This window comes from Alicyclobacillus sp. SO9 (assembly GCF_016406125.1).
In the GTDB taxonomy this organism is placed as follows: Bacteria; Bacillota; Bacilli; order Alicyclobacillales; family Alicyclobacillaceae; genus SO9.
In genome coordinates this window covers 2971642-2991108 of record NZ_CP066339.1, presented here as the reverse complement: position 1 = coordinate 2991108, position 19467 = coordinate 2971642, and the positions used below count along the sequence as shown (strand labels likewise).

General features: G+C 48.1%; 20 protein-coding genes. 11 read left to right on the top strand and 9 right to left on the bottom strand.

The features are described from left to right. The first annotated feature begins 154 nt into the window (after positions 1–154). Together GI364_RS14025 and GI364_RS14020 are read left to right on the top strand one after the other, a co-directional pair. Complete coding sequence (locus GI364_RS14025) at positions 155–1393, top strand: MFS transporter (protein ID WP_198849893.1); 1239 nt, start codon at positions 155–157, stop codon at positions 1391–1393. A gap of 136 nt (positions 1394–1529) precedes the next feature. After that, positions 1530–1748: a hypothetical protein gene (locus GI364_RS14020; RefSeq protein ID WP_198849892.1), complete on the top strand. Its 219-nt coding sequence runs from the start codon at positions 1530–1532 to the stop codon at positions 1746–1748. A gap of 35 nt (positions 1749–1783) precedes the next feature. Here GI364_RS14020 and GI364_RS14015 read toward each other — a convergent pair whose 3' ends face one another. Beyond that, complete coding sequence (locus tag GI364_RS14015; RefSeq protein ID WP_198849891.1) at positions 1784–2785, bottom strand: amidohydrolase family protein; 1002 nt, start codon at positions 2783–2785, stop codon at positions 1784–1786. 165 nt (positions 2786–2950) lie between these two features. Here GI364_RS14015 and GI364_RS14010 point away from each other — a divergent pair, with 165 nt between their 5' ends. The 4 genes from GI364_RS14010 to GI364_RS13995 all read left to right on the top strand — a co-directional run bounded on the left by GI364_RS14010 (position 2951) and on the right by GI364_RS13995 (position 6894). Beyond that, positions 2951–3826, top strand: coding sequence for a LysR family transcriptional regulator (locus tag GI364_RS14010; RefSeq protein WP_198849890.1), 876 nt, complete (start codon positions 2951–2953; stop codon positions 3824–3826). A 123-nt stretch (positions 3827–3949) separates the two neighbouring features. Next, positions 3950–4735, top strand: a complete 786-nt coding sequence (locus GI364_RS14005; protein WP_198849889.1) for a GNAT family N-acetyltransferase — start codon at positions 3950–3952, stop codon at positions 4733–4735. Positions 4736–4970: 235 nt separating this feature from the next. After that, positions 4971–5831 (top strand): hypothetical protein, encoded by an 861-nt coding sequence (locus GI364_RS14000; RefSeq protein WP_198849888.1) that lies wholly within the window; start codon positions 4971–4973, stop codon positions 5829–5831. 232 nt (positions 5832–6063) lie between these two features. Further along, complete coding sequence (locus GI364_RS13995; protein ID WP_198854025.1) at positions 6064–6894, top strand: alpha/beta fold hydrolase; 831 nt, start codon at positions 6064–6066, stop codon at positions 6892–6894. A gap of 112 nt (positions 6895–7006) precedes the next feature. Here GI364_RS13995 and GI364_RS13990 read toward each other — a convergent pair whose 3' ends face one another. Both GI364_RS13990 and GI364_RS13985 read right to left on the bottom strand, forming a co-directional pair. Beyond that, positions 7007–7747 carry an SDR family NAD(P)-dependent oxidoreductase gene (locus tag GI364_RS13990; protein WP_198849887.1) on the bottom strand — a complete coding sequence of 247 codons (741 nt, stop codon included), beginning with the start codon at positions 7745–7747 and terminating at the stop codon, positions 7007–7009. 45 nt (positions 7748–7792) lie between these two features. After that, the gene (locus GI364_RS13985; protein WP_198849886.1) at positions 7793–8029 is read right to left on the bottom strand and encodes a TetR family transcriptional regulator; all 237 of its coding nucleotides are present in this window, start codon (positions 8027–8029) and stop codon (positions 7793–7795) included. Between the two features lie 128 nt (positions 8030–8157). On the opposite strand from GI364_RS13985, the gene GI364_RS13980 reads away from it, so the two are divergent. Next, the gene (locus GI364_RS13980) at positions 8158–9003 is read left to right on the top strand and encodes a hypothetical protein (protein WP_198849885.1); all 846 of its coding nucleotides are present in this window, start codon (positions 8158–8160) and stop codon (positions 9001–9003) included. A 380-nt stretch (positions 9004–9383) separates the two neighbouring features. On the opposite strand, the gene GI364_RS13975 is transcribed toward GI364_RS13980, so the two are convergent. Genes GI364_RS13975 through GI364_RS13960 form a run of 4 tightly spaced genes read right to left on the bottom strand, consistent with a single transcriptional unit; the run spans position 9384 to position 13103 of the window. Beyond that, on the bottom strand, positions 9384–10196 hold the full coding sequence (locus GI364_RS13975) for an ABC transporter permease (protein ID WP_198849884.1): 813 nt from the start codon (positions 10194–10196) through the stop codon (positions 9384–9386). Further along, positions 10165–11190 (bottom strand): ABC transporter ATP-binding protein, encoded by a 1026-nt coding sequence (locus GI364_RS13970; RefSeq protein ID WP_198849883.1) that lies wholly within the window; start codon positions 11188–11190, stop codon positions 10165–10167. The genes GI364_RS13975 and GI364_RS13970 overlap by 32 nt, the downstream gene beginning before the upstream one ends. A gap of 38 nt (positions 11191–11228) precedes the next feature. Beyond that, positions 11229–12038, bottom strand: coding sequence for an ABC transporter permease (locus tag GI364_RS13965; RefSeq protein WP_198849882.1), 810 nt, complete (start codon positions 12036–12038; stop codon positions 11229–11231). Between the two features lie 12 nt (positions 12039–12050). Beyond that, a complete protein-coding gene (locus GI364_RS13960; RefSeq protein WP_198849881.1) occupies positions 12051–13103 on the bottom strand; it encodes an ArsR/SmtB family transcription factor in 1053 nt (350 codons plus the stop codon). A gap of 286 nt (positions 13104–13389) precedes the next feature. On the opposite strand from GI364_RS13960, the gene GI364_RS13955 reads away from it, so the two are divergent. The 3 genes from GI364_RS13955 (at position 13390) to GI364_RS13945 (ending at position 15815) form a co-directional block, all read left to right on the top strand. Further along, positions 13390–13923 carry a GNAT family N-acetyltransferase gene (locus GI364_RS13955; RefSeq protein WP_198849880.1) on the top strand — a complete coding sequence of 178 codons (534 nt, stop codon included), beginning with the start codon at positions 13390–13392 and terminating at the stop codon, positions 13921–13923. 135 nt (positions 13924–14058) lie between these two features. After that, on the top strand, positions 14059–14460 hold the full coding sequence (locus GI364_RS13950; protein WP_198849879.1) for an HIT family protein: 402 nt from the start codon (positions 14059–14061) through the stop codon (positions 14458–14460). Positions 14461–14561: 101 nt separating this feature from the next. Next, on the top strand, positions 14562–15815 hold the full coding sequence (locus tag GI364_RS13945) for an MFS transporter (RefSeq protein WP_198849878.1): 1254 nt from the start codon (positions 14562–14564) through the stop codon (positions 15813–15815). 31 nt (positions 15816–15846) lie between these two features. Here GI364_RS13945 and GI364_RS13940 read toward each other — a convergent pair whose 3' ends face one another. Further along, complete coding sequence (locus GI364_RS13940) at positions 15847–16830, bottom strand: ribose-phosphate diphosphokinase (RefSeq protein WP_233095797.1); 984 nt, start codon at positions 16828–16830, stop codon at positions 15847–15849. A 167-nt stretch (positions 16831–16997) separates the two neighbouring features. Next, positions 16998–17609, bottom strand: a complete 612-nt coding sequence (locus GI364_RS13935; protein WP_198849877.1) for a TetR/AcrR family transcriptional regulator — start codon at positions 17607–17609, stop codon at positions 16998–17000. A gap of 531 nt (positions 17610–18140) precedes the next feature. Here GI364_RS13935 and GI364_RS13930 point away from each other — a divergent pair. Continuing rightward, entirely contained in the window at positions 18141–19361 is a 1221-nt protein-coding gene (locus tag GI364_RS13930) for an MFS transporter (RefSeq protein WP_198849876.1), read from the top strand. Positions 19362–19467: the final 106 nt, after the last annotated feature.

The window sequence follows — 19467 nt, the reverse complement described above, 5'->3', positions numbered from 1 at the left end:
CTGGAATTTCTGTTGGTATAGGTCGGACATGGTACAATAAGGTACGGAATAGACTGATGACAAGTCTAGCAAAAATACACCATCGGATTCAAAATTTTGTAATCTTGCGGGAACTTCAATGTGAATGAATTCCTCTTGCCTTTGGGAGACGTCTATGCAAATACGACATGAGGGCTTATCTATCTTTATACGGAGCAAATTCTTTCGAAACCTGTGGCTCGGATCCGTAATCTCTGGACTTGGCAACGAACTCGGAGAGGCAGCAGTGCTTTGGATGGTCCTGGATAAGACCAATTCACCGGCCGCCGTAGGGTTAATTTCTCTGTGTGTTGGTGTCCCGAGAGCGCTTGTGAATCCATTTGCAGGAGTGCTTGGAGACAGATACTCACGTCCAAGATTGATGGTGCTGGGGAATTTGTTGCTCTCACTGATTTACGGCGGCATTGCCGTAACGAGTTACTCCGGGGTTCATTCGATTTGGATAAGCTTTGTTTTATTGGCGTTGGGCTCGGTTGTCTCGCCTCTGACTTCGACAGGACGTTCACAACTGATTGCCGAACTTATTTCTAGGGAAGAGAGAAGTGCAGCAAACTTTTTCGACGATGTCTACCTCCATCTCACATGGCTCGTTGGTCCGGCGATTGCTGGATTTTCCGTGTCCTGGCTAGGCTATGGACCTGTGTTGGTGATTGATTCCCTGAGTTTTGTCCTTTGCGCTGCTTTTTTGTTTTCTATTCCATCAGCTCTGCACACCCCTGGTACTCCGTTTTCTCAGCTGTCCAAAAATCTGTTGGACGGGGTAAAAATGCTGAAGGAGCGTTCCTTGCTCCTGCAACTTGCAGGGCTGACTTTCTTCTTCAACTTTTTCTTTGGCGTCTATGCTGTTTTTCTACCGTTAATGGCTCGCAATCATTTTGGAGGTGCGAGGGCCTACGGAGTACTGTGGTCGGCTTTCGCGATAGGCTCCTTTGTTGGCGGAATCATTTTCTCGAGAAAAGCTTGGATATGGCCTATCGGTCCGTCGATGGCGGCAGTCATTGTGTTTTGGGGGATACTAACGGGCCTGTTAGCATTCGCCCATCAGTACTGGATGGTTCTTGTCATCATGCTGGTGAATGGCTTTGTCTATACGCCCTATGAACCACTTTATAAGACCGTCATTCAACACATCATTCCAATTCGAATGCAAGCAAAAGTGTCAAGTACAATCCGCCCCATTACCGGCCTCGGGCAGCCTGCCGGCAGTTGGTTGTCTGGTTTGTTGGCAACGCCCCTTGGAATTACAGGATTAACCTTTGTGTCAGGGGTCGCAACCGTTGTAGTCGGCGCTTTTACCCTTATGTCTCCGCATATTAGGAGCTACAAGGGAGGGGGTGCTGACAGCTTAATGTGAATGCGTATGGGGTTGGGAATGTCTCCTAACCTAACAGCTAAAAACTCTCAAAGGTTGCAAAATAAGAGAATTGCTGCCTGAGGGCTTTTCTAAAACTGAGGTGCAGGAAATCGATTATGGGCTTGAGGTTGTTTATATGAACATTTTGCCTCCCTATGGTACTAGCAGCGGGTCTCTTGTCTCTGTTAAGCATGCAAGAGACTGGATTGCCATGTTCGCTCATGCGCTTGTGATACAATCGCCGAAGCAAGAGAACTACGTAGCGCAACTACGGTCTAAGATTCCTGCAATTGCGGCAAAATACTCGTCGTACAAATCCGACCCGAATTTTCAAGTATTACCTAACTGGAGTTAGCGAAAATTCTTTGTTGAATTTGCCTCCGCCGCAGTTCACTTGTTTGACGATTCGATACCGAAGAGGCGACGCGCATTGTCACCGCTGAACTTGTTGCGTTCTTCGTCATTGTCAAACTCATTTAGCAACTGCTGAACATCGGACTGGGTGGGCCGTTGGAACGGATAATCCGTGGAGAACAGCAGGTGGTCAATCGTCGTGGCCTCTAAGGCATGATGGAGCAGCGCCGGGTTGAACATGCCGGAGCTTGTGATAAAAACGTTCGAGCGAATGTAGTCCGACACCTTACGCTCTAGGCCAGCGATACGAGACAAGCTGTCTGTCCTGTCCTGCCAGGAAAGGAGCAGTTCACCCCAGTGCCCAAGGATAATCTTGAGCTGGGGGTGTCGATCGAAGGTACCGCGTGCGATCAAACGCAGAGCGGCGGTGGCAGCCTCGAGGTGCCATCCCCATGAGAAGGTCGAAAGCGCCAGGTCTGTCAGATTACCTAACCCCGAGTAGGATGCCCTACGGACGGAATTTGATGGAATCTGGGGGTGGATGAAGATTGGGTGGTTGAGAGACGCCGCTGCCGCGAACAGGTCCTCGTAGCAGGGATCGTCAAGTGCCGTCTCTCCCGTTCGACCATAAACCATAGCCCCAACAAAGCCGAGCTCAACGGCACGCTCTAACTCTTTCGCGACGGCCTTTGGTTGCGCCATGGGCAGGGTTGACATGGCCCGAAGACGCGAAGGATGGTTTCGCACCGCTTCCGCCGCGATGTCGTTTGTCTCCCGGGTGAGCGCTGTTGCCTCGTTGGGAGCGAGAGGGCCGGTGGCTGGCGGAGCAAGCGAAATGATTTGCATGTCGATGCCCACCTCGTCCATATCCGCAATCCGCGCGTCGGAGATGTCCTCCAGTCTGGCGAGATTGTCACCCATCTCGTTGAACGCCAGACTCTCGTCACGGATCCCGTTCGGGAGTCCCTTGAGGGCTGCTGTCAGTGCTGCGGTGGTCCAGTGCTCTTCTATTCCAATCAATCTGGTGGTATCCGCCATAAGAGGTACCTCCTCAAGTTGATAAGGCTGGTGCTGATGCCTCTCGTGACTCAACGAGATGTGCATTGCCCACTGTTGCGTCCATCATAAATCAGTTTTATGATGGATTCCAATACATTTAAAGTCATAAAAATATGGACTGTAGAGAATGGGTGATGCAGCGTCATGGAGCTTCTTCAACTGCAGTATTTTCAGGTGGTGGCGAGATTGGAACACATGACGGAGGCCGCCCGCAGTTTGCACGTAACCCAATCCTCGCTCAGCAAAACCATCCAACGGTTGGAGGAGGACTTAGGTGTGCCGCTGTTCGATCGCCGTGGGCGATCACTTCGACTGAATACGTTTGGTCGGACCTTCCTCATGCGTGTCAATAAAGCCCTGTTTGAATTGGAACAGGGTCGACAAGAGATTTGTGACTTGTCGAGTCCTGACCGTGGTTCGGTGGAATTGGCCGTGAACACTGCTGGCACATTACCAGCAATCCTGAAAAAATTCCGAGGTACGCAACCGTTTGTCCATTTTCACGTACAAATGTTGAAGGTCGAGGAGATGCATGCACTCCTTGAAAGAGGTGAGGTGGATTTCTGCTTATCCTCACCACCGATTCGCGGTGACGAAATTGAATGTCAGGTGATGTTACTTGATTCTATCCTCGTGGCGGTTCCGATAACGCACCCTTTGTGCGATAAGCGTAGCACCACGATTGCAGAACTGAAAGATGAAACGTTCGTGGGCTTAAAGCGTGGTTACCCGACTCGCGACATAACCGACCGTATTTGCAAGTCGGAAGGGTTTGTACCCAAACACGTGTACGAAGGTGATGAACCAGCGCGGCTCCGGGCTTTGGTTGAAGCAGAAATCGGCATAGCGTTTGTCCTTGAGTCATCTACATGGGGATTCAGGGAGGGTAAGATGAAATGCATTCAGATTGAGCAGCACGACTTTGTCCGAGAAATCGGGTTATCTTGGCATAAAAGTCGGTACCTATCGAAGGCTGCTATGGCGTTTCGCCAAATCGCAACAGATTACTTCAATAGTTAGTTTTCTTGGTGTTGTTTAGTTGTAGATCCATATGCGCTGATTGGCCTGCTTGTGACAATGATTGCATCGCTATTTTGGAAACAACTCAGACCTTGGATAGGATGTCAGGAGGCATGTTCCGCTATGAAGGATGAACAGAGACTGCTGCAAGCCTACGACCGACAGTTACGCACTGATGCAGAAACCCAAAATGCGTTATCGGTGACCCACCTTGGTCCATTACACTTGGCTACGCTCGATGGCGGTCAAGGGTTCGTGACCTATCCACACCCTGATGACTTCGTGGCGACGCAAATTCCCCATTTGGTACCACGAGTTCTCGATTACTACCGTCAGAGCCCAATTATCAGCCAGGTCGAGTGGAAGACGCGCGGTCATGACCGTGACTTCGGACTCCATCAAGCATTGGTGGGAAACGGCTTCCAGCCAGATAATCCCGAGTCAATCATGATTGGAGAAGCCAAAATGTTGGACGTCCGTGTGCCGCTGCCTGCTGGGGTGGCACTGCGCTGTGTGACTGAAGAAGCAGATATTCGTGCTATGACGGCGATGGAGTCGCTCGTTTTCCGAAGGCCCCAGAACGATATGGTGGATGCTCTACTACGTCGACTAGCGCTTGGCGACGGAATGCAACTATGGGTAGCGGAGGCAGATGGAGAGGTCATTAGTGCAGGTCGCTTGGAACCAGTCGCTGGAACGAACTTCGCTGGTATCTGGGGCGGAGCCACACTTGAAGCTTGGCGTGGTCGAGGTATCTACCGAGCGCTCACCGCAACTCGGTCCCGTGCTGCACTAGACTTGGGCAAAACACTTATTTACAGTGAATCTACTGAATACTCACGCCCAATCTTAGAACGTTCCGGACTCGTTAAGGTCTCCACAACAACCCCATACCGTTGGTACCGCTAGAGTTGCTTGCAATGAGTGCAAACAGAAGATACCCTCCGCAGATAAAATAAATGTCACGGCAATTTTCTGATAACGGCATTAACCGCTTATACGTCTATTCAAAAGAGAGACGGCTTCGGTTAGAGTCGGCAGGCAGTGAATTGAATTAGAAGTGCTAGTCGACCTCTGAGGATTTGAAAGGTTGTGGTAGGGTATCTGGCGATTTAGCTTCGTCTTCGTTGCTGTAATAGCTCTCGTGACAATGACAAGTGGATGTTCAAGCACTCTGAAAGGTTCCGGCGAGTCGCCCGCGATTGTAAAAAACATTCACTCGAAAGACATTAAGAATGTCAGTATCAACGGCTGGGGACCAGGAGCATCCGGCAACTTTATAGAATTTTTGTATAGTCCTTTTGGCCCTGCGCAGGCGGAGGACTTATTAAACGGATTACAACATGGAACTACCTTTACGATGAGTAAGAACAGTCACATGGCTGAATCTACAGGTGGCGATGAATGGTTAGTTTTCCATTTAACAAATGGACATATGTTAGCGGTTAAGACTGCTATGAAGGATTTCTTCAGGGTTACGCTGGCCAATCAACAGCACGGGACTCTTATTAAAGTCACCAACAAACCAGCTGAAAAAGCGTATAGCAAGATGCTTGAAAGTAATCTAAACACTTCAAGTCAAATGCCAACGTCGTTAAAGAATCTTTCAAGTGCCGATGTTCAAACCATGGCTATAGACGGGAATCGCAATAACACTTGGCTGCATAAACCTTTACCGGCCAAGAGTCCCACAGTCTCCAGTATTGTGTCAGTACTAAAGCAATCTCCGGTAGTTGCTGAGAGAGATGTGAATCAAAGAAATACTGTGGGGTTCCATAGTCATTGGCGCACCAATTCAATTTCGTTGTCTCTTAAATTGAACAACGGTACAACTATCCATATCATCGGACCTTATGAAACCATCCAGACCAGCAAAAACAAAGGAATCGCTTTGGCCTTTAGAGTGACCGTCGCGACGGAGAACTCGATGAAAACCCTATTTATCAAAGATACTACAAAAAGGATTGCTGAGTATTGGAATGAACTCAATTTAAATGAGAAATAAATCGTCGATTCGCTCCAAGTTATCGGTCATTTAGGTGCTTGGGGCGGGGGATTCCGAAGAACTCAAAGCAAGATTCATATTGTAATTTGGATTCTGCAAACATATATCGGTCAAGGCGTGGGTGCCGCGCTATTTAACGAAATTGACATTGGCAGTAGCGGTTGGGAGCTTTATGTCAGTGTAGGGCAGATATGTTTGGGAAAGAGGAAGCCTTGTGAAGTGGGATAAATTGATGGTAGAGACACACCGTGGTTCTTTCGAGGTTTTTACGAGAGGTGATGGTAAACCACTTTGCATCACCCATTTATACTCAGAGTTCAACGAGACGGGAGACAACCTCGCTGAAAAGTTTGTGCCCGAACGAAGAGTATTTCTGGTGAACCTCAAAGAGGCAGGAAACTCCCCACAAGCGGTATCGGATGATGAGCTAAGTATGAAGTCAGCCGTCGAGGATTTAGAGGCGATACGGAGCGCACTCGGATTTGACTCGTGGGACTTCGCTGGTCTTTCTACGGGCGGGATGTTAGGACTCCTTTATGTAGTAACTAGGGGAACGTCACTTAAGTCGCTAGTTGTCGTTGGTTCCGCTGCATCCCGAGAGTATAGCTCCACAAAGGAGTGTATTTATCACACTGAGCATCCCAAATTTCACCGGATGCAAGAACTCATCGAATCGCTGAAGGCTCCTGATTTGTTGTCCGACAAGAGAGCAGAACTGACTATCGAGAGAACAAAACTCTCCTTGCATATACCAGAAAGGTACCATGAGTACTTCTCGGGAGACGCAAGTAAACGCATAGCGGCGAAGAGGTTGGACTACTTTGGGGCGCATGATCATCCTGAGTTCGATGTGCGAAGTCAGTTGCCTGCAGTGACTGTTCCGACCCTCATCATATGTGGGCGGCACGACGTTCAATGTCCGTTATGGTGTTCCGTTGAAATGAATGAGCTTATCGCAGGTTCCAAGTTGGTCATTTTCGAACATAGTAATCACTACCCGTTTCTCGAAGAAGCGGAGAAGTTCGCAGCAGAAGTTCACACCTTCTTGAGTGCTGTACATTAGCCTGCCAACATGGACTAAGGCAGACAGTTTCATGCCTTGTGATTGCAGTGCCATCGTGAGTTTACTCAGGGTGGCCCACGATGGCTGGGTGCAAAGAAGGGGATGAATGTCTCTAGCCTCTCAGTTGAATCTCATAATCTGTGACAGTCTTTCCATCGTACTGAATCATTTGCCCGTTTTGATTCTTGTCAGACAGGATAATGTCGGTACACATCCGACCTGCGGCTTCGAGTGATTTGACGAAGCCGCTGTGTGCACCAGCTTCCATTCCGTTCAAGTCGGTCGCTACAGCACCAGGCATGATGCCGAAAATCTGGCGGTGGCTGCCCATTTTTTCAAATTCGTAAGCGTAAGTCAGCGTCATCACGTTGAGTGCGGCTTTGCTCGTGATGTAAGCGAGCGGGTGCCAAAACTCGGTCGGTGAAATCGGAACGGTGATGTTGACGATTTTCCCGGTGTCTGTCAGACGTGACAGCAGATTCTTGGTGAGTTCGTGTGTGCCGAGAAAATTCGTTTCCATCGTGGTGCGTAGATCCTCAGTTGTATAGTCAAATGTGTGCTTGGTGATATCAAGCGCCGCGCGTCCAGGCTTGAGACTATCAGGGATTCCAGCATTATTGACCAATATATCGAGGGAATCAATCATTTTAGCCGCTGTGTGTAGGCTAGCGAGATCATTCAAATCAATCTTGATGAACGCCGCTGATATCCCTTCTGCGGCAAGTTTCTCCACTGCTGCTGGACCACGGGCTTCATCACGCGCCCCGACGAGAATGTCATAGCCACGTTTTCCAAGATTGCGAGCGATTTCAAAACCGATTCCTTTATTTGCGCCTGTGACGAGTGCTTTCATTGCGGACTTCCTTCCGTTTTTTACTTGGTTCAAACACAGTATAACTTAACTCGGAACCATCATGGGGATGGATGACATGGCTGATTGATTCTCCTTAAGCTCTATAGAGAGCCGATTAAACAAATCTGCTTTGGTTTCGAAGTAGGTGAATAACGCTCCGTTAGAGACAACAGCTTCCTTTGCAATCAGAGCCGTCGATGCACTCAAACCTTGAGATGAGATGACGCGGATCGCTGCTGAAATAATTGCATTTCGCTTGTCGTCACTTAGTGGTCTCGCCATATTTCACCTCTCCAATTCCTCCATATTATAACAGTTAGCATTCTAGGCACTGTCATACCTGTAGAGAGTAATTGTCACGTCTTGCTGACAAGTTTCGTCTAATTGATGAGATGAAATGGAGGCCGAAAATGAGGGGTTCCTCTACAATTATGATTGCAACAATGGTTGCAATGACATTGTTAGTATCAGGCTGCGGTTCAACTGGGTCGGTAAAGCCTACCAATGTCAGTGCTTCAGTCAATGCTGTCACAAGTTCCAAAAGTGATGACAGTGCAACCACCACCAATTATACCTTCGCCGTCTCTAATTCCTTACAGATGCCAAACACAGTCCAAAACAGCATCAGTTCACACTCCAAAGTTCTTGTGTCACTGCCTAGAGCGCTGAAATTAGACTCGAGCCTATCCGTAAAACGTCAATTGGCAATTGACTTACATGTTTCACCAGACTCTTATGCAATGGACATCTTTGAGCGATCTAAGACTAGCAGTACAAATAAGTACACTATGGCTACGCTGGTTGGTAATATGGAGACTGTATCCCATCTAAAGTTCTACTCTATTCCGCATGATTTTGCCACACGGAGGTTTACCACTCACAAACCGATAATACTGGTGAAGAATACATCCGCCACTAATTATCTCAACGCGAAGTCATACGACAATGCCATCATTTGGAACGATAAAGGCTGGCACTTTGTTGCTGAAGGGATAGGTACTACATTTGAGCCTAAGGCTTCACGAATGGCGAACACCATTGCAGGCTTCATAGCAAAGACCGGGTTACCGGTTCCAAAGGCATCACGCGGATATGTGCAAGCGATATGGGCTGGCAACCGACCTAGTTTTCGGGTGACTTGGACGTACAACAATGAGCAATGGTACTCCCTCTCTATGGCGACTCTTTCTGAAACGCTAAAAACTGCAAGAACCGTTGTTTACGCAAATCGTACAACGCATTCTGGCTACTCATAAAATTTATACTGGTCATAGTGACATGCCTAACATGGAAGGAACTTGAGATCACAAGGAGGTGGGCATATATGTCCGCGGCGATGAATTATTCTTGTTTAACGCTACTTTGCGACATCAGGGGATACGTGTGCCCATTTCTCCCTATACATAGGTGACTGGGCATATGAGTTGTTTCAACGGTACATCCCCGACCGTAGCAGAACGTCTGCTGCGGTTTTTTGTTTTGGTAGTTCTCGGTGAACTAATGATAACTATGTGGGAGGAAAGGAGTCTTTGGTTATCGCCATGACAGCGTTGGCGATGTAATCACCCTATTCCCTGTGGTAACGATCCCGTTTTATGTTGTCGGACCGACCTACAACATGGATGTGGTTGCACCCTCAAAACATGGTCCAGTTTCCCTGTTTTCGGGCGTATTGTTCGGCGCGTTTCAACAACAGTTTTGTACCCCAAATCAGTCCGGCGTTAATGAGCAAAAGGGCCGCCATGACAATCCACCAATTGGCGGTAATCGTACCATTGATGGCAGAGCGGATGAGAAATAAGCTGTAAGTAACAGGAAAGAGCAATGCAAGACCTTTTGCCCAAATGGGAAAGACAGACGGCGGGATGCGGACGCCGCCAAATAGATTCATGGGTTCACCGAAAGCGTAGTAGACAAATCCAGAGTCGCGTGAAAACAGGGAGATGGCACTGAGAAATGCGCCCCACACGAGGGCCGAGAAGAGGGACAGCAGAATGGACAGTAGTAGATACCCTGGAGCAATATGGGCTAAATTTGCAATAAAGATAAAGGTCAACGTTGAAAACGCTGCAAACATCCACATGCCGCTAAACAGTCCATATGCGGATCGACCCAGCAAAAACGCCATTTTTGACGCTGGTGTCAGAAAAATTATTTCCAAGGTCCCCATCTGTCGCTCTTGGGCAAAAGTCCAAGCAGACTGGACGACGGTCCAAAACAGCTGAAACACGAGGAATCCGCTCAATAAAAACAGTACGATGTTGCCCCCTGGTATGACGTGACTGAGGACAGACCCCTTACCAATACGATAGGGTTTCATGGCATAGTATGAGGACAAGAACCCAAGTACGGGCCAAAAAAGCAATGAGAAAAACACTGCCCGACTGCCAAACGAATCATGGTGTTGCTTTCTCACTTCAGCCTTGAATGCCTGCCAGAATTGCGACATCTTTGCCACCTCCTTCGGACAATCGGATGATGGCATCTTCCAAAGTCGGTTTTTCTACCTGCAGGGAGAAAATATGTGTATCCTGCTCTGCTAACCAACGAAGGATCTTTGGTATCAAAGCGTCTGAAGATTCCGTTGTGATGGACAGACGACTTTGCTGCGTCGCCTCGTCAGTCTGGACATGGATAGCTTCGAACGGCACTTGATGTGCATGATGCAAGTTTTTTGTCATCAAGTCTGACCATTGGCTCAGTTGCAAATGAATCACCTCATAGCCCGCTACGTTTCGAACAACGGTTTGTGGCGTCCCACTGAGGATAACTTGACCGTGATTGATGACATAGACGCGATTGCACAGTTCCTCGACTTCTTGTAAATAGTGGCTGGTGAGCAGTATCCCTTTGCCGTGTTCAGTGGCGAGTCGCTTTACCATTTTCCGCAGCTGACGTGCAATCGGCGCATCGAGTCCGAGGGTCGGCTCATCGAGGAACAGGTACGACGGATTGTTGATGAGCCCTCGGGCAATTTGCAACCGTTGCTTCATGCCCTTTGAATACTTTTCGACGGGAATGTCGGCAGACTCCAACAGGTCCACCTCGGTGAGCAGTTCTTCGATGCGCTTCGCAATCTCTGCTTCTGACAGACCATAGAGCCGTCCAAAGTATTCAAGATTCTCTCGGCCTGTCAACCGCCAGTAGAGCATACGTTCGCCGCCAGCAATCATGTTTACTCTCGCCTGAATGGCGCGGCGATGACGCTCACTGTCCAGGCCGTCGATGGTGATGATCCCGCTGGTTGGTGCAAGCAGCGTGGAGAGCATCTTGATGGTGGTGGTCTTCCCAGCTCCGTTGAGGCCGAGTAAACCGACGATTTCCCCTGGACGTAGTTGCATCGACAAGTTGTCTACCGCAATTTTTTGCTCTTTGCGTTTGCGCAGCCAGCCAGCTTTCATTTTCACTTCATAAATCTTCGTAACAGAATTGACTTCAATCATACGGAGACCTCCTCATCGCTCGATAGGCGAATTTCGTTCTAAGCAATACTGCGTTCAAACACGTGCCTCAGGACATGCTTGATAGCGATGATGCCGACAAGGCTGTAAATGATACATAAACTGATGACGTCCGTCACTTGCTGCCATGCGTCCCAGATAGAAGTGCCGGAAAGAACGCTGTCTCGTAGTAATTGTAGTGATTGGGTAAGGGGGAAGATTTGACCAAGCCACTGTAGTGGCGCCGGTAAGTATTGAGTCGGAAATTGAAAGCCGCAGACCAGTGCTGTCATCGCAAACAGCGTATTTTGGACGATGTAGGTGTCCCGAGTTGACACCATGACGGCACCGAGGACAAGTGCCATAGCAAAACAGGCAAATAGGTAGAGAAGCAGGGCAGGGAAGACGGACATCCAGTTGGCGTGTGTCAGTCTTAGCCCCAAGAATAGTCCGAGTATCATGACGGGAATAAACTCTAAGCCAATCCGATACATTTGCTGAATGGTGGTACCGAGAAAATACCCTGATTTGCGCGCTGGCGAAAGTAAGAGAACTTCCAATGTTCCTTCGCGCAATTCGGTAATGAGCGCTCTTGATACATTCATCAACATGGAAATGGAGAGCGTACCTAGAAGTCCGCCGATGATGGCAAAGCTCAGATAGTCATGACTGCCGGCGTATTTTGCAAATCGTGCGTTCAACTGACCATGAATGAGGTAGTGATAAGAGAAGAAGGACACTAACACCAGATAGATACCGCCGACGATATGTCCCAGCGAGAAAGTCCATGGGTAGGCACGCTGGTTTGAAATATGATTGCGAACGATGGTTGCTTTCGCCACTTGCCACATGATTGACCCTCCTCATTGCTCCAAAAAACTTCGCAGATAGACGATGAGTAGTTCCATTTCTTTTGTTTCGAGTTGATAAAATACATAATTTCCACGACGCCGTGATGAAATGAAATTGGCCTCTTGTAACTGTCGCAAATGCTTTGATATGGCCGCCTCAGAAATGTTGTGGATATGTGCGAGTTGTTGCGTACAGTAGGGTTGCTCATATAGAGAACGAACGATTTTCAGCCGTGTTGAGTCGGCCAGCACTTTGAACATACGTACCAGGTCGGACGGCACTTCTTCGTTCTTTGAAATCCCAGGCACATGCACAGGTAGTGCAAAGGATAAGCGTTCGGAATTGATGCCAATCAACAAGTGTGGATCAATAAAAGTTGTCGGCCTGATATCAATTCGCTGAATTTCATCGTATGACCAGCGATAAAGTTCAGCCTTCTGTGCATAGATGGCATCTTCTTTAATGTGTAATCGAGGGTGCAGTTCACCTAGTGCGTGCGTTGGATTCTCACGCAACTTGTCAAAAAACTCACGACTGGCTTGAACAAGCCATGGTTCAATACGTGTCCATTCCTTCTGAAAATGGATGTCATAGTAGTGCTCGATGCAGTGGCTAATTCGCCTGCGTATCGTGGGCAGGTTTGTAAAGAGAAAACGCTGTGCCTCGGATATCGGCATGTGCTTTCGTTCAGAATCGCTGTGTAGAGCCAGCAACACTTGTCCTAGGGAGAATCTCTGATTCAGCAGGGTGACAATTAGTTCTGCATCTGGCATCGTATTCAGGCGTGACAGTGTTGTCTTTATGGATCCGTTTCGTTCCTCCGACCGATGTAGATCGAGCAAAGCTAGCCATTGATCTGTGATTTCACCGAGCATGTGGATTTCACTCATCAATGTGGCTGGTAACAATGTTCTTACTTCGTGGGCCCATTCCAACCGAAATGGGTGATGGTCAGGCCGGGTGAGCACATGCAAGCTGCTAAATGTCTCAAAGTATTGGGCGACCTCAACGTGGACAACTTTGCGCAGCCTATCGTCTCTTGACTGGTCCTTAATAACACTCACTCCAGATTAACCATTTGGTTAATCAAAATCTGCATTTTGTAAATGCGGTAATATAATAGAGAGCACGAGTGTGAATGTCAACAAGTATCGACATCGTTGATTCAAAGTCCATATCGATCTCTGTTGCGAGAGGACGAGAATTGATGTTCTGTTAACTTATGCACAGACACATGAGTTTCCTCATTCATACGGGATGAATCGTCTCAATGACTCGTCATCTTGGTTGAGAGCCTCCATATACGGATTTCGATTAAGGACGTGATATTGCCAGGGGAGGGACAGACAAGTGCCAAGACTAGAGACAACACGACTGCTGTTACGACGATGGACTGAAAAGGACATTGTGTCCATGTCACGCATAAACGCTGACCCAGAGGTAATGCAGTGGATTGGTGGAGGGGACACACGGACGGAGGAGCAGACTAGAATATTTGTCAGGCGGTGTGAAGAGACGTGGGAGGAACTTGGCTTTGGCTTATTTGCAGTAGAGATTGTTGCCACCGGTGAGTTAGCTGGATTTGTTGGACTGTCTGTGCCTGCTTTTTTGCCTGAAATCATGCCTGCTGTGGAAATTGGCTGGCGGTTAGGTAGGTCATTCTGGGGAAGAGGAATTGCCACGGAAGCTGCAAGAGAGGCTTTACGCTTCGGATTCGAAAATTGTGACTTGAGTGAGATACTGAGTATTTGTCAAATAGGTAACACCGGGTCCGAACGCATCATGTACAAACTTGGAATGCATTTGGAGCGGGAAACTGTAGACCAGTCCTGTAACCGCAGGGTACGAGTCTATAGCATCAAACGTCAGCAATTCATGTTGTGACACAAAGGAGAGCCTGGTGTCATTATACATAAATGGGATGAAAACCAGACCTTATCATTGAAGCAATTGACGAACTCTTGGAGTATTGTTCATGGTTCGAACTGGAATATATGGATGAATACAGGGGGTGTTTGATTGGAAAAAATATCGAAATGTCCTTTTTGTCACCCGCAGCAAGATTCGCACCAACACATCGTGTTTGAAAATGACACGTGTTACTTTCTACAACACGATGGTCACCAAGACGTTTTGGAAGGCAGTGGCGTTATTGTTCCAAAGGAGCATAGGCAAACAACGTTTGACCTGTCGCTAAATGAATGGACCGGAATCTATGAACTCTTGCACCAAGTAAAAAGTAATCTAGATGAGCGGTTTCATCCGGATGGATACACTCTGGGATGGAATGTTGGACTGGTATCGAATCAAACGATTCCCCATGCCCATTTTCACGTTGTTCCTCGTTACACAGACGAGCCATACGCGGGCAAAGGACTTCGCTATTGGCTTAAACAGGAGGACAATCGCAGAATCCGATAGCGATTTGAATAGTACGTCTATGAAACAACCGAGGATGCCTGAGTGGATGTCCGTGTTGTGTACAGTGCCGTATCACTGGGATGGAGGTGCCCACAAGATTCATGCTGAAGTTTAAGTCAAGGTTGCTCAAAGGTGCGCTCCACAGCCCTCAGTTCCGATGGTTCTACTTGGGGCAGTCCGTTTCGCTATTTGGCAGTGGGATGACACCGTTGGTTCTTGCCTTTGCTGTTCTCGACACGCCGCATGGTCGCAATCTATTGGGATACATTTTGGCTGCGGAAATTCTCCCACATGTTCTAATGGTGCTTGTAGGGGGCGGAGTTGCCGACCGCTATCGCCGGGATAGGTTGATGGTCTTAAGCAATTTAGGTTCTGGGTTCTCTCAGGCAGTCATTGCGCTGATTGTTCTGATGGGTTTCAATCCGCGTTGGATTCTTCTCTTTGCTCTGATAAGTGGTGTGATGAGTGCCTTCACATCTCCTGCTATGCGCGGAATTGTTCCTGAGGTCGTTTCCAGGGAGGATATCAGGCAGGCTAATGCGCTGCTCAATACATCGAAAAGTGCTGCCAAGATTGTCGGTCCAGCAGTTGCCGGGGTGTTAGTTGCGACTCTGAATGGCGGGTGGGCCATCTTGTGGGATGCTGTAAGCTTTTTTATAGCTAGCTTTACTCTGAGTCGTGTTCGCATTCCTTCACATCCTCCGGATACCGGTACGTCGATTCTTCAGGACATGCGTGCAGGATGGTCCTATTTCCGAAGTCGCCGCTGGATTTGGTCAATCACTGCGGCCTTTGCTTTTATGAACGCCGTACAGATGGGAGTGTGGCGGGTTCTTGGGCCTATCATAGCCAAGAACACTTTTGGCTCAAGTGGGTGGGGGCTGACACTGAGTGCAAGGTCAATCGGACTGCTAATAGCAAGTTTATTCATGTTGAGGCTCTCGCTGCGATACCCTTTGCGTGCCAGTATGATGGCAGTGGCGGTTGGCGGCATACAAATGATTGTCCTTGGTCAGGAGTATGCTTTGCCATATTTAATAATTGCAGCTGCGTTGGGTGGAGTCGGTTCCACCATTTCCGGAATAGGATGGGATGCCACACTCCAGCAGGCGGTGCCCAAAGACAAACTTTCACGAGTATGTTCCTTTGACGACTTTGGTTCGTATATCACCATCCCTATTGGCGTGTCACTCGCGGTACCCCTTGCTCAAACCTTCGGATATCAGACGATTGCGACCGCGGGTGGCGTTATTTTCATTGTTGCTGCTCTCCTTCCTTTGGCAGAACCGTTAGTTCGAAATATGAGATCGCAAGACCTGTCATCCATGAGAGCAAGTATCGACGATAATAGCTAGGGGTGGACCTGTACTAAACAAGAGTCGCTGATTAGAGACCGTCAAATTCCAATACTTCGGGTGGTAAACCCTCAAAGAGTCCACTGACGGATTGATGCATGTAGATTCGTCTGATGGCTTCCCCAAAAAGTGGTGCTGCCGAAATGATGCGGATCTTTGCAGTATGGTTCACAGCGTGATTTTCTACGGAGTCCGTTGAGATTACATATTCAATCGGACTAGCTTCAATGCGTTCTACGGCTTGAGGAGATAACAGAAGGTGTGACAGACATGCAAAGATGGACAAAGCACCTTTTCGTTTCAGCAGATGAGAGAGATCGATTAAAGTACCGCCTGAGGTGGAAAAATCGTCAACTATAATGGCGTTCTTGCCGTTGACTTCTCCAATTAGTTCCAACGTCTCCGGATTTTCATCATGTCCAGTTCTTCTTTTGTCGCCAATGACCGTTGACACGCCAAGGTATGAAGAAAACTTGCGTGCCTGTTTCGCGAACCCAGCGTCTGGAGACACTATCACAAAATTCTCTATTCCTTGTGCCTTAATGTATTCACTGAGAAGTGGAAGAGCAATGAGGTGGTCCACGGGTTTCTTAAAAAATCCTTGGATTTGCGGCGCATGCAAATCCATCATAATGATACGGTCGACCCCTGCCGTCTCAATCGCATCGGCACATACTCTGGCCCTAATCGACACTCGAGGCTCGTCCTTCTTGTCACCTTTCGCGTAGCCGAAGTACGGTATAACAACCGTTACAGAATTTGCGCTGGCTCGTTTGAAAGCATCAATCCAGAACAAAATTTCCACAAACTCGTTGTTGGGAGACAGCCCTATGGGTTGGACAAGGTAGACGTCCGTACCCCGTACGTTCTCCTTGATTCTGACGAAGGTGTTTCCATCCGAGAAGGTTATCGCTTCTGAACTTCCCAGACTCATATGAAGATAGCTACAAATACGCTCTGCAAACTGTTTTCCGCTTGATCCAGCAAAGATTTTCATTTCGTTATGAACACTCACTTGGAGAACCCCCACAGTTAATATGTGTGAATGGACTATAGTAATAGAAGCAATCGTAGTCGGGACGCAGGTGCATTTCTACTCCATGGATTCGATATGGACAACCAGCCGAGTGCTGTCAGTTCAATGACAAGTTTGTAGGGAACCGGTGGAGATTCTATACATTGTTACCCCGATATAAAGGTGCAGTAGAGGTGTTCCAAAAAATGTTCCGGGGAATATCCTCTTATTTGACGTTGAAATCGGTACGAAGGACTCTGTATGGCAGTTAACAACATGTCTGCGACAAAGATGCTGTCACGATTTGTGCTCTTTGCGCTATACATTTCGTCTAGCAGTCCTGTCACGATTTCATGCAACTGGTTATATAGCGGACTTCTTGTTTGTTGGTTGTTATAAGTCTTACCGCCGGAGTTGGAGTCCTCAACACCTGTGAGCAACTCTGCTCTCCTTTCACGGAAACGGATGAATAAGCGTAACACTTCTTTCAATCTGTTACTGGCAGGTTCGCCCTGATTAGCCTGCAAGTATGCTTCAATTTGCTCGAACACTTGAATGACATTGTCCCGAATGAGTTCTAAGCACAGCTCACTCTTGTTGCTGAAACGGCGGTAGAGGGTGGCTGAGCCAATCTCCGCTTCAAGTGCAATTTGATTCATACTGACATGCTCGACTCCGTGCTGCTCAAACAGCTTTAAAGCGGTATCCAGCAGCCGTTGGCGATTGATAGCAGCATCTCTGCGTTCATTGTGCGGATATTGAATGTTCCAATCTCCCATGTCAGCACCACTCCCGACGCCACTCAATGAATGTGATGAGTTCGAAAAAGTGGAGAATTCCCCACTTATCTTACTATAGAGAACACGTGTATACAACACCTAAGTTCTAGCCCTAGTTTTACTGCAGGGAAGATATTCACTAAACTTAGAGAAGCCACGGTTGACGGGCACTGTCCAGCCGTGGCTCTCACTCAAATTGGCCTAGATAGGACAACAGTCGGCTGCGGCCCGGGGTATGTCGGAGTCTGCTTTGGTGAAGAAAAACTCCCATTCATGAACACTCAATGGCAATTATACTTTCGGTTTTGTTACCGGGAACTAAACAGAATGCGGTATAATTATCCAAGGAAAGGGACGGCACAGACCGCTTTGCAGATATAGCGCTGAACGTACGCTTCCGTTTAAGCCGTTCCACCTCTGGAGGTAAGATAATGTCCATGAATCTTCCAATTTAATTCATCTCGTTGGGGGAACTCCCATAGTGACAAAGCTGAGCCGCTTTTGAGGGGCTCCTAACGAGGTGAATCGAACATGCAAGTTTATATAAATTTGTTTCATCAGCGCAATTTCTCACTGATGATGTTTGCCGATGCAGTTTCTGTTCTGGGTAATCAAATTGGATGGGTTGCACTGCTTTGGTTTGCGATGGTCACAGTCAAACACCCAGCAGATATGGGACTGCTTGCTCTCGCCTTTGGCGTGCCGGGAGTGTTCCTCGGACCTGTAGTTGGGAACGTTCTCGATACTGTTTCTCATAAGGCAGCATTACTGACCGCAAATCTGCTTCTTGGCGTTGTGTTTATGTTCATTCCGCTGTTATATGCACTCCATGCCTTGTCGATGTTTGTTCTGCTTATGCTTGTTCTCCTGGTAGGGGGAATCAGTTCTTTTACCACTGTTGGCTGGATGGTCCTTTTACCCAATTTGGTAAACGATAGAGAACTTGGATCCGCCAACGCCGTCGGTGAAACGGTTTGGAACGCAGCGATGCTTCTTGGGCCGCTTCTGAGCGGATTAATGATTGCAAAGTGGGGAGCACAAGTTGCCGTTTTGTTTGATGGAGTCTCGTTTTGGCTGGCTGCGGTGTTTATCGCTTTTATCCGATACACGCCTTCTGTGAACGAACTATCAGGCATGACAACTAGGCAAGGTTCCTTCTGGCAGGATACATGGAGTGGTTTGAAACTGCTTTATGAAATGCAGGGCGTGTGGTGGATCACGCTAGCGGCACTTGCTATAAATTTGGCAGAGGGCCAACTTGAGGTATCACTGCCTCTACTCACGCATCGTGAATTTTCGATGAGTGCGATAGTGCTTGGCAGCTTTTGGGGCGTCTACTTCGGACTGTCTCTCCTTGGCGCAGTGATAGCTGGACTTCTTCGTTTGAAAAATCAGGGGCAAGCATTCGTTATGTCAATGGCTTTTGTTGGCTGGGGACTAAGTTTTGTGCCGTTGTTCTATCTCAAGTCGGAATTGGTAGTGTATATGTGTATGGCCTTCAGTGGATTCCTGTTCGGCGGGTATCCTCTATTGGCTCGAACCGCTGTACAAAAGATGGTTCCAAAGAATTACCACGGGCGGATAATGGGAATTAGGGGATCCCTTATTGCAGTTGGGCCGCCAATCGGTGCTTACATGGGTGGACTATTGGGGAACTGGGTCTCGGCATCCAACGCCATTGGAATGACCGGTGTCGCTGTTGCTGCCATTGGGGTGGTCTTACTAACTCGGCGTGGTTTCCGTGAAATCTAGTGTCAACCCAGTTCCGTTGCTAGGCAAGGCAGTCTAACACCTGCCTTGCGGCTCCTTTAACAGGGGAGTTTCACAATGATTTATTTGGTAGTGCAACGAGATTTTG

What these genes read in the sequence shown, in the direction of transcription:
- GI364_RS13995 (WP_198854025.1), top strand. Translation starts at nt 6,064, where the DNA reads ATGGTAGAGACACACCGTGGTTCTTTCGAGGTTTTTACGAGAGGTGAT.
- GI364_RS13965 (WP_198849882.1), bottom strand. Translation starts at nt 12,038, where the DNA reads ATGTGGCAAGTGGCGAAAGCAACCATCGTTCGCAATCATATTTCAAAC.
- GI364_RS14010 (WP_198849890.1), top strand. Translation starts at nt 2,951, where the DNA reads ATGGAGCTTCTTCAACTGCAGTATTTTCAGGTGGTGGCGAGATTGGAA.
- GI364_RS13990 (WP_198849887.1), bottom strand. Translation starts at nt 7,747, where the DNA reads ATGAAAGCACTCGTCACAGGCGCAAATAAAGGAATCGGTTTTGAAATC.
- GI364_RS13935 (WP_198849877.1), bottom strand. Translation starts at nt 17,609, where the DNA reads ATGGGAGATTGGAACATTCAATATCCGCACAATGAACGCAGAGATGCT.
- GI364_RS14025 (WP_198849893.1), top strand. Translation starts at nt 155, where the DNA reads ATGCAAATACGACATGAGGGCTTATCTATCTTTATACGGAGCAAATTC.
- GI364_RS14005 (WP_198849889.1), top strand. Translation starts at nt 3,950, where the DNA reads ATGAAGGATGAACAGAGACTGCTGCAAGCCTACGACCGACAGTTACGC.
- GI364_RS13975 (WP_198849884.1), bottom strand. Translation starts at nt 10,196, where the DNA reads ATGTCGCAATTCTGGCAGGCATTCAAGGCTGAAGTGAGAAAGCAACAC.
- GI364_RS13970 (WP_198849883.1), bottom strand. Translation starts at nt 11,190, where the DNA reads ATGATTGAAGTCAATTCTGTTACGAAGATTTATGAAGTGAAAATGAAA.
- GI364_RS14015 (WP_198849891.1), bottom strand. Translation starts at nt 2,785, where the DNA reads ATGGCGGATACCACCAGATTGATTGGAATAGAAGAGCACTGGACCACC.
- GI364_RS13980 (WP_198849885.1), top strand. Translation starts at nt 8,158, where the DNA reads ATGAGGGGTTCCTCTACAATTATGATTGCAACAATGGTTGCAATGACA.
- GI364_RS13945 (WP_198849878.1), top strand. Translation starts at nt 14,562, where the DNA reads ATGCTGAAGTTTAAGTCAAGGTTGCTCAAAGGTGCGCTCCACAGCCCT.
- GI364_RS14020 (WP_198849892.1), top strand. Translation starts at nt 1,530, where the DNA reads ATGAACATTTTGCCTCCCTATGGTACTAGCAGCGGGTCTCTTGTCTCT.
- GI364_RS13930 (WP_198849876.1), top strand. Translation starts at nt 18,141, where the DNA reads ATGCAAGTTTATATAAATTTGTTTCATCAGCGCAATTTCTCACTGATG.
- GI364_RS13985 (WP_198849886.1), bottom strand. Translation starts at nt 8,029, where the DNA reads ATGGCGAGACCACTAAGTGACGACAAGCGAAATGCAATTATTTCAGCA.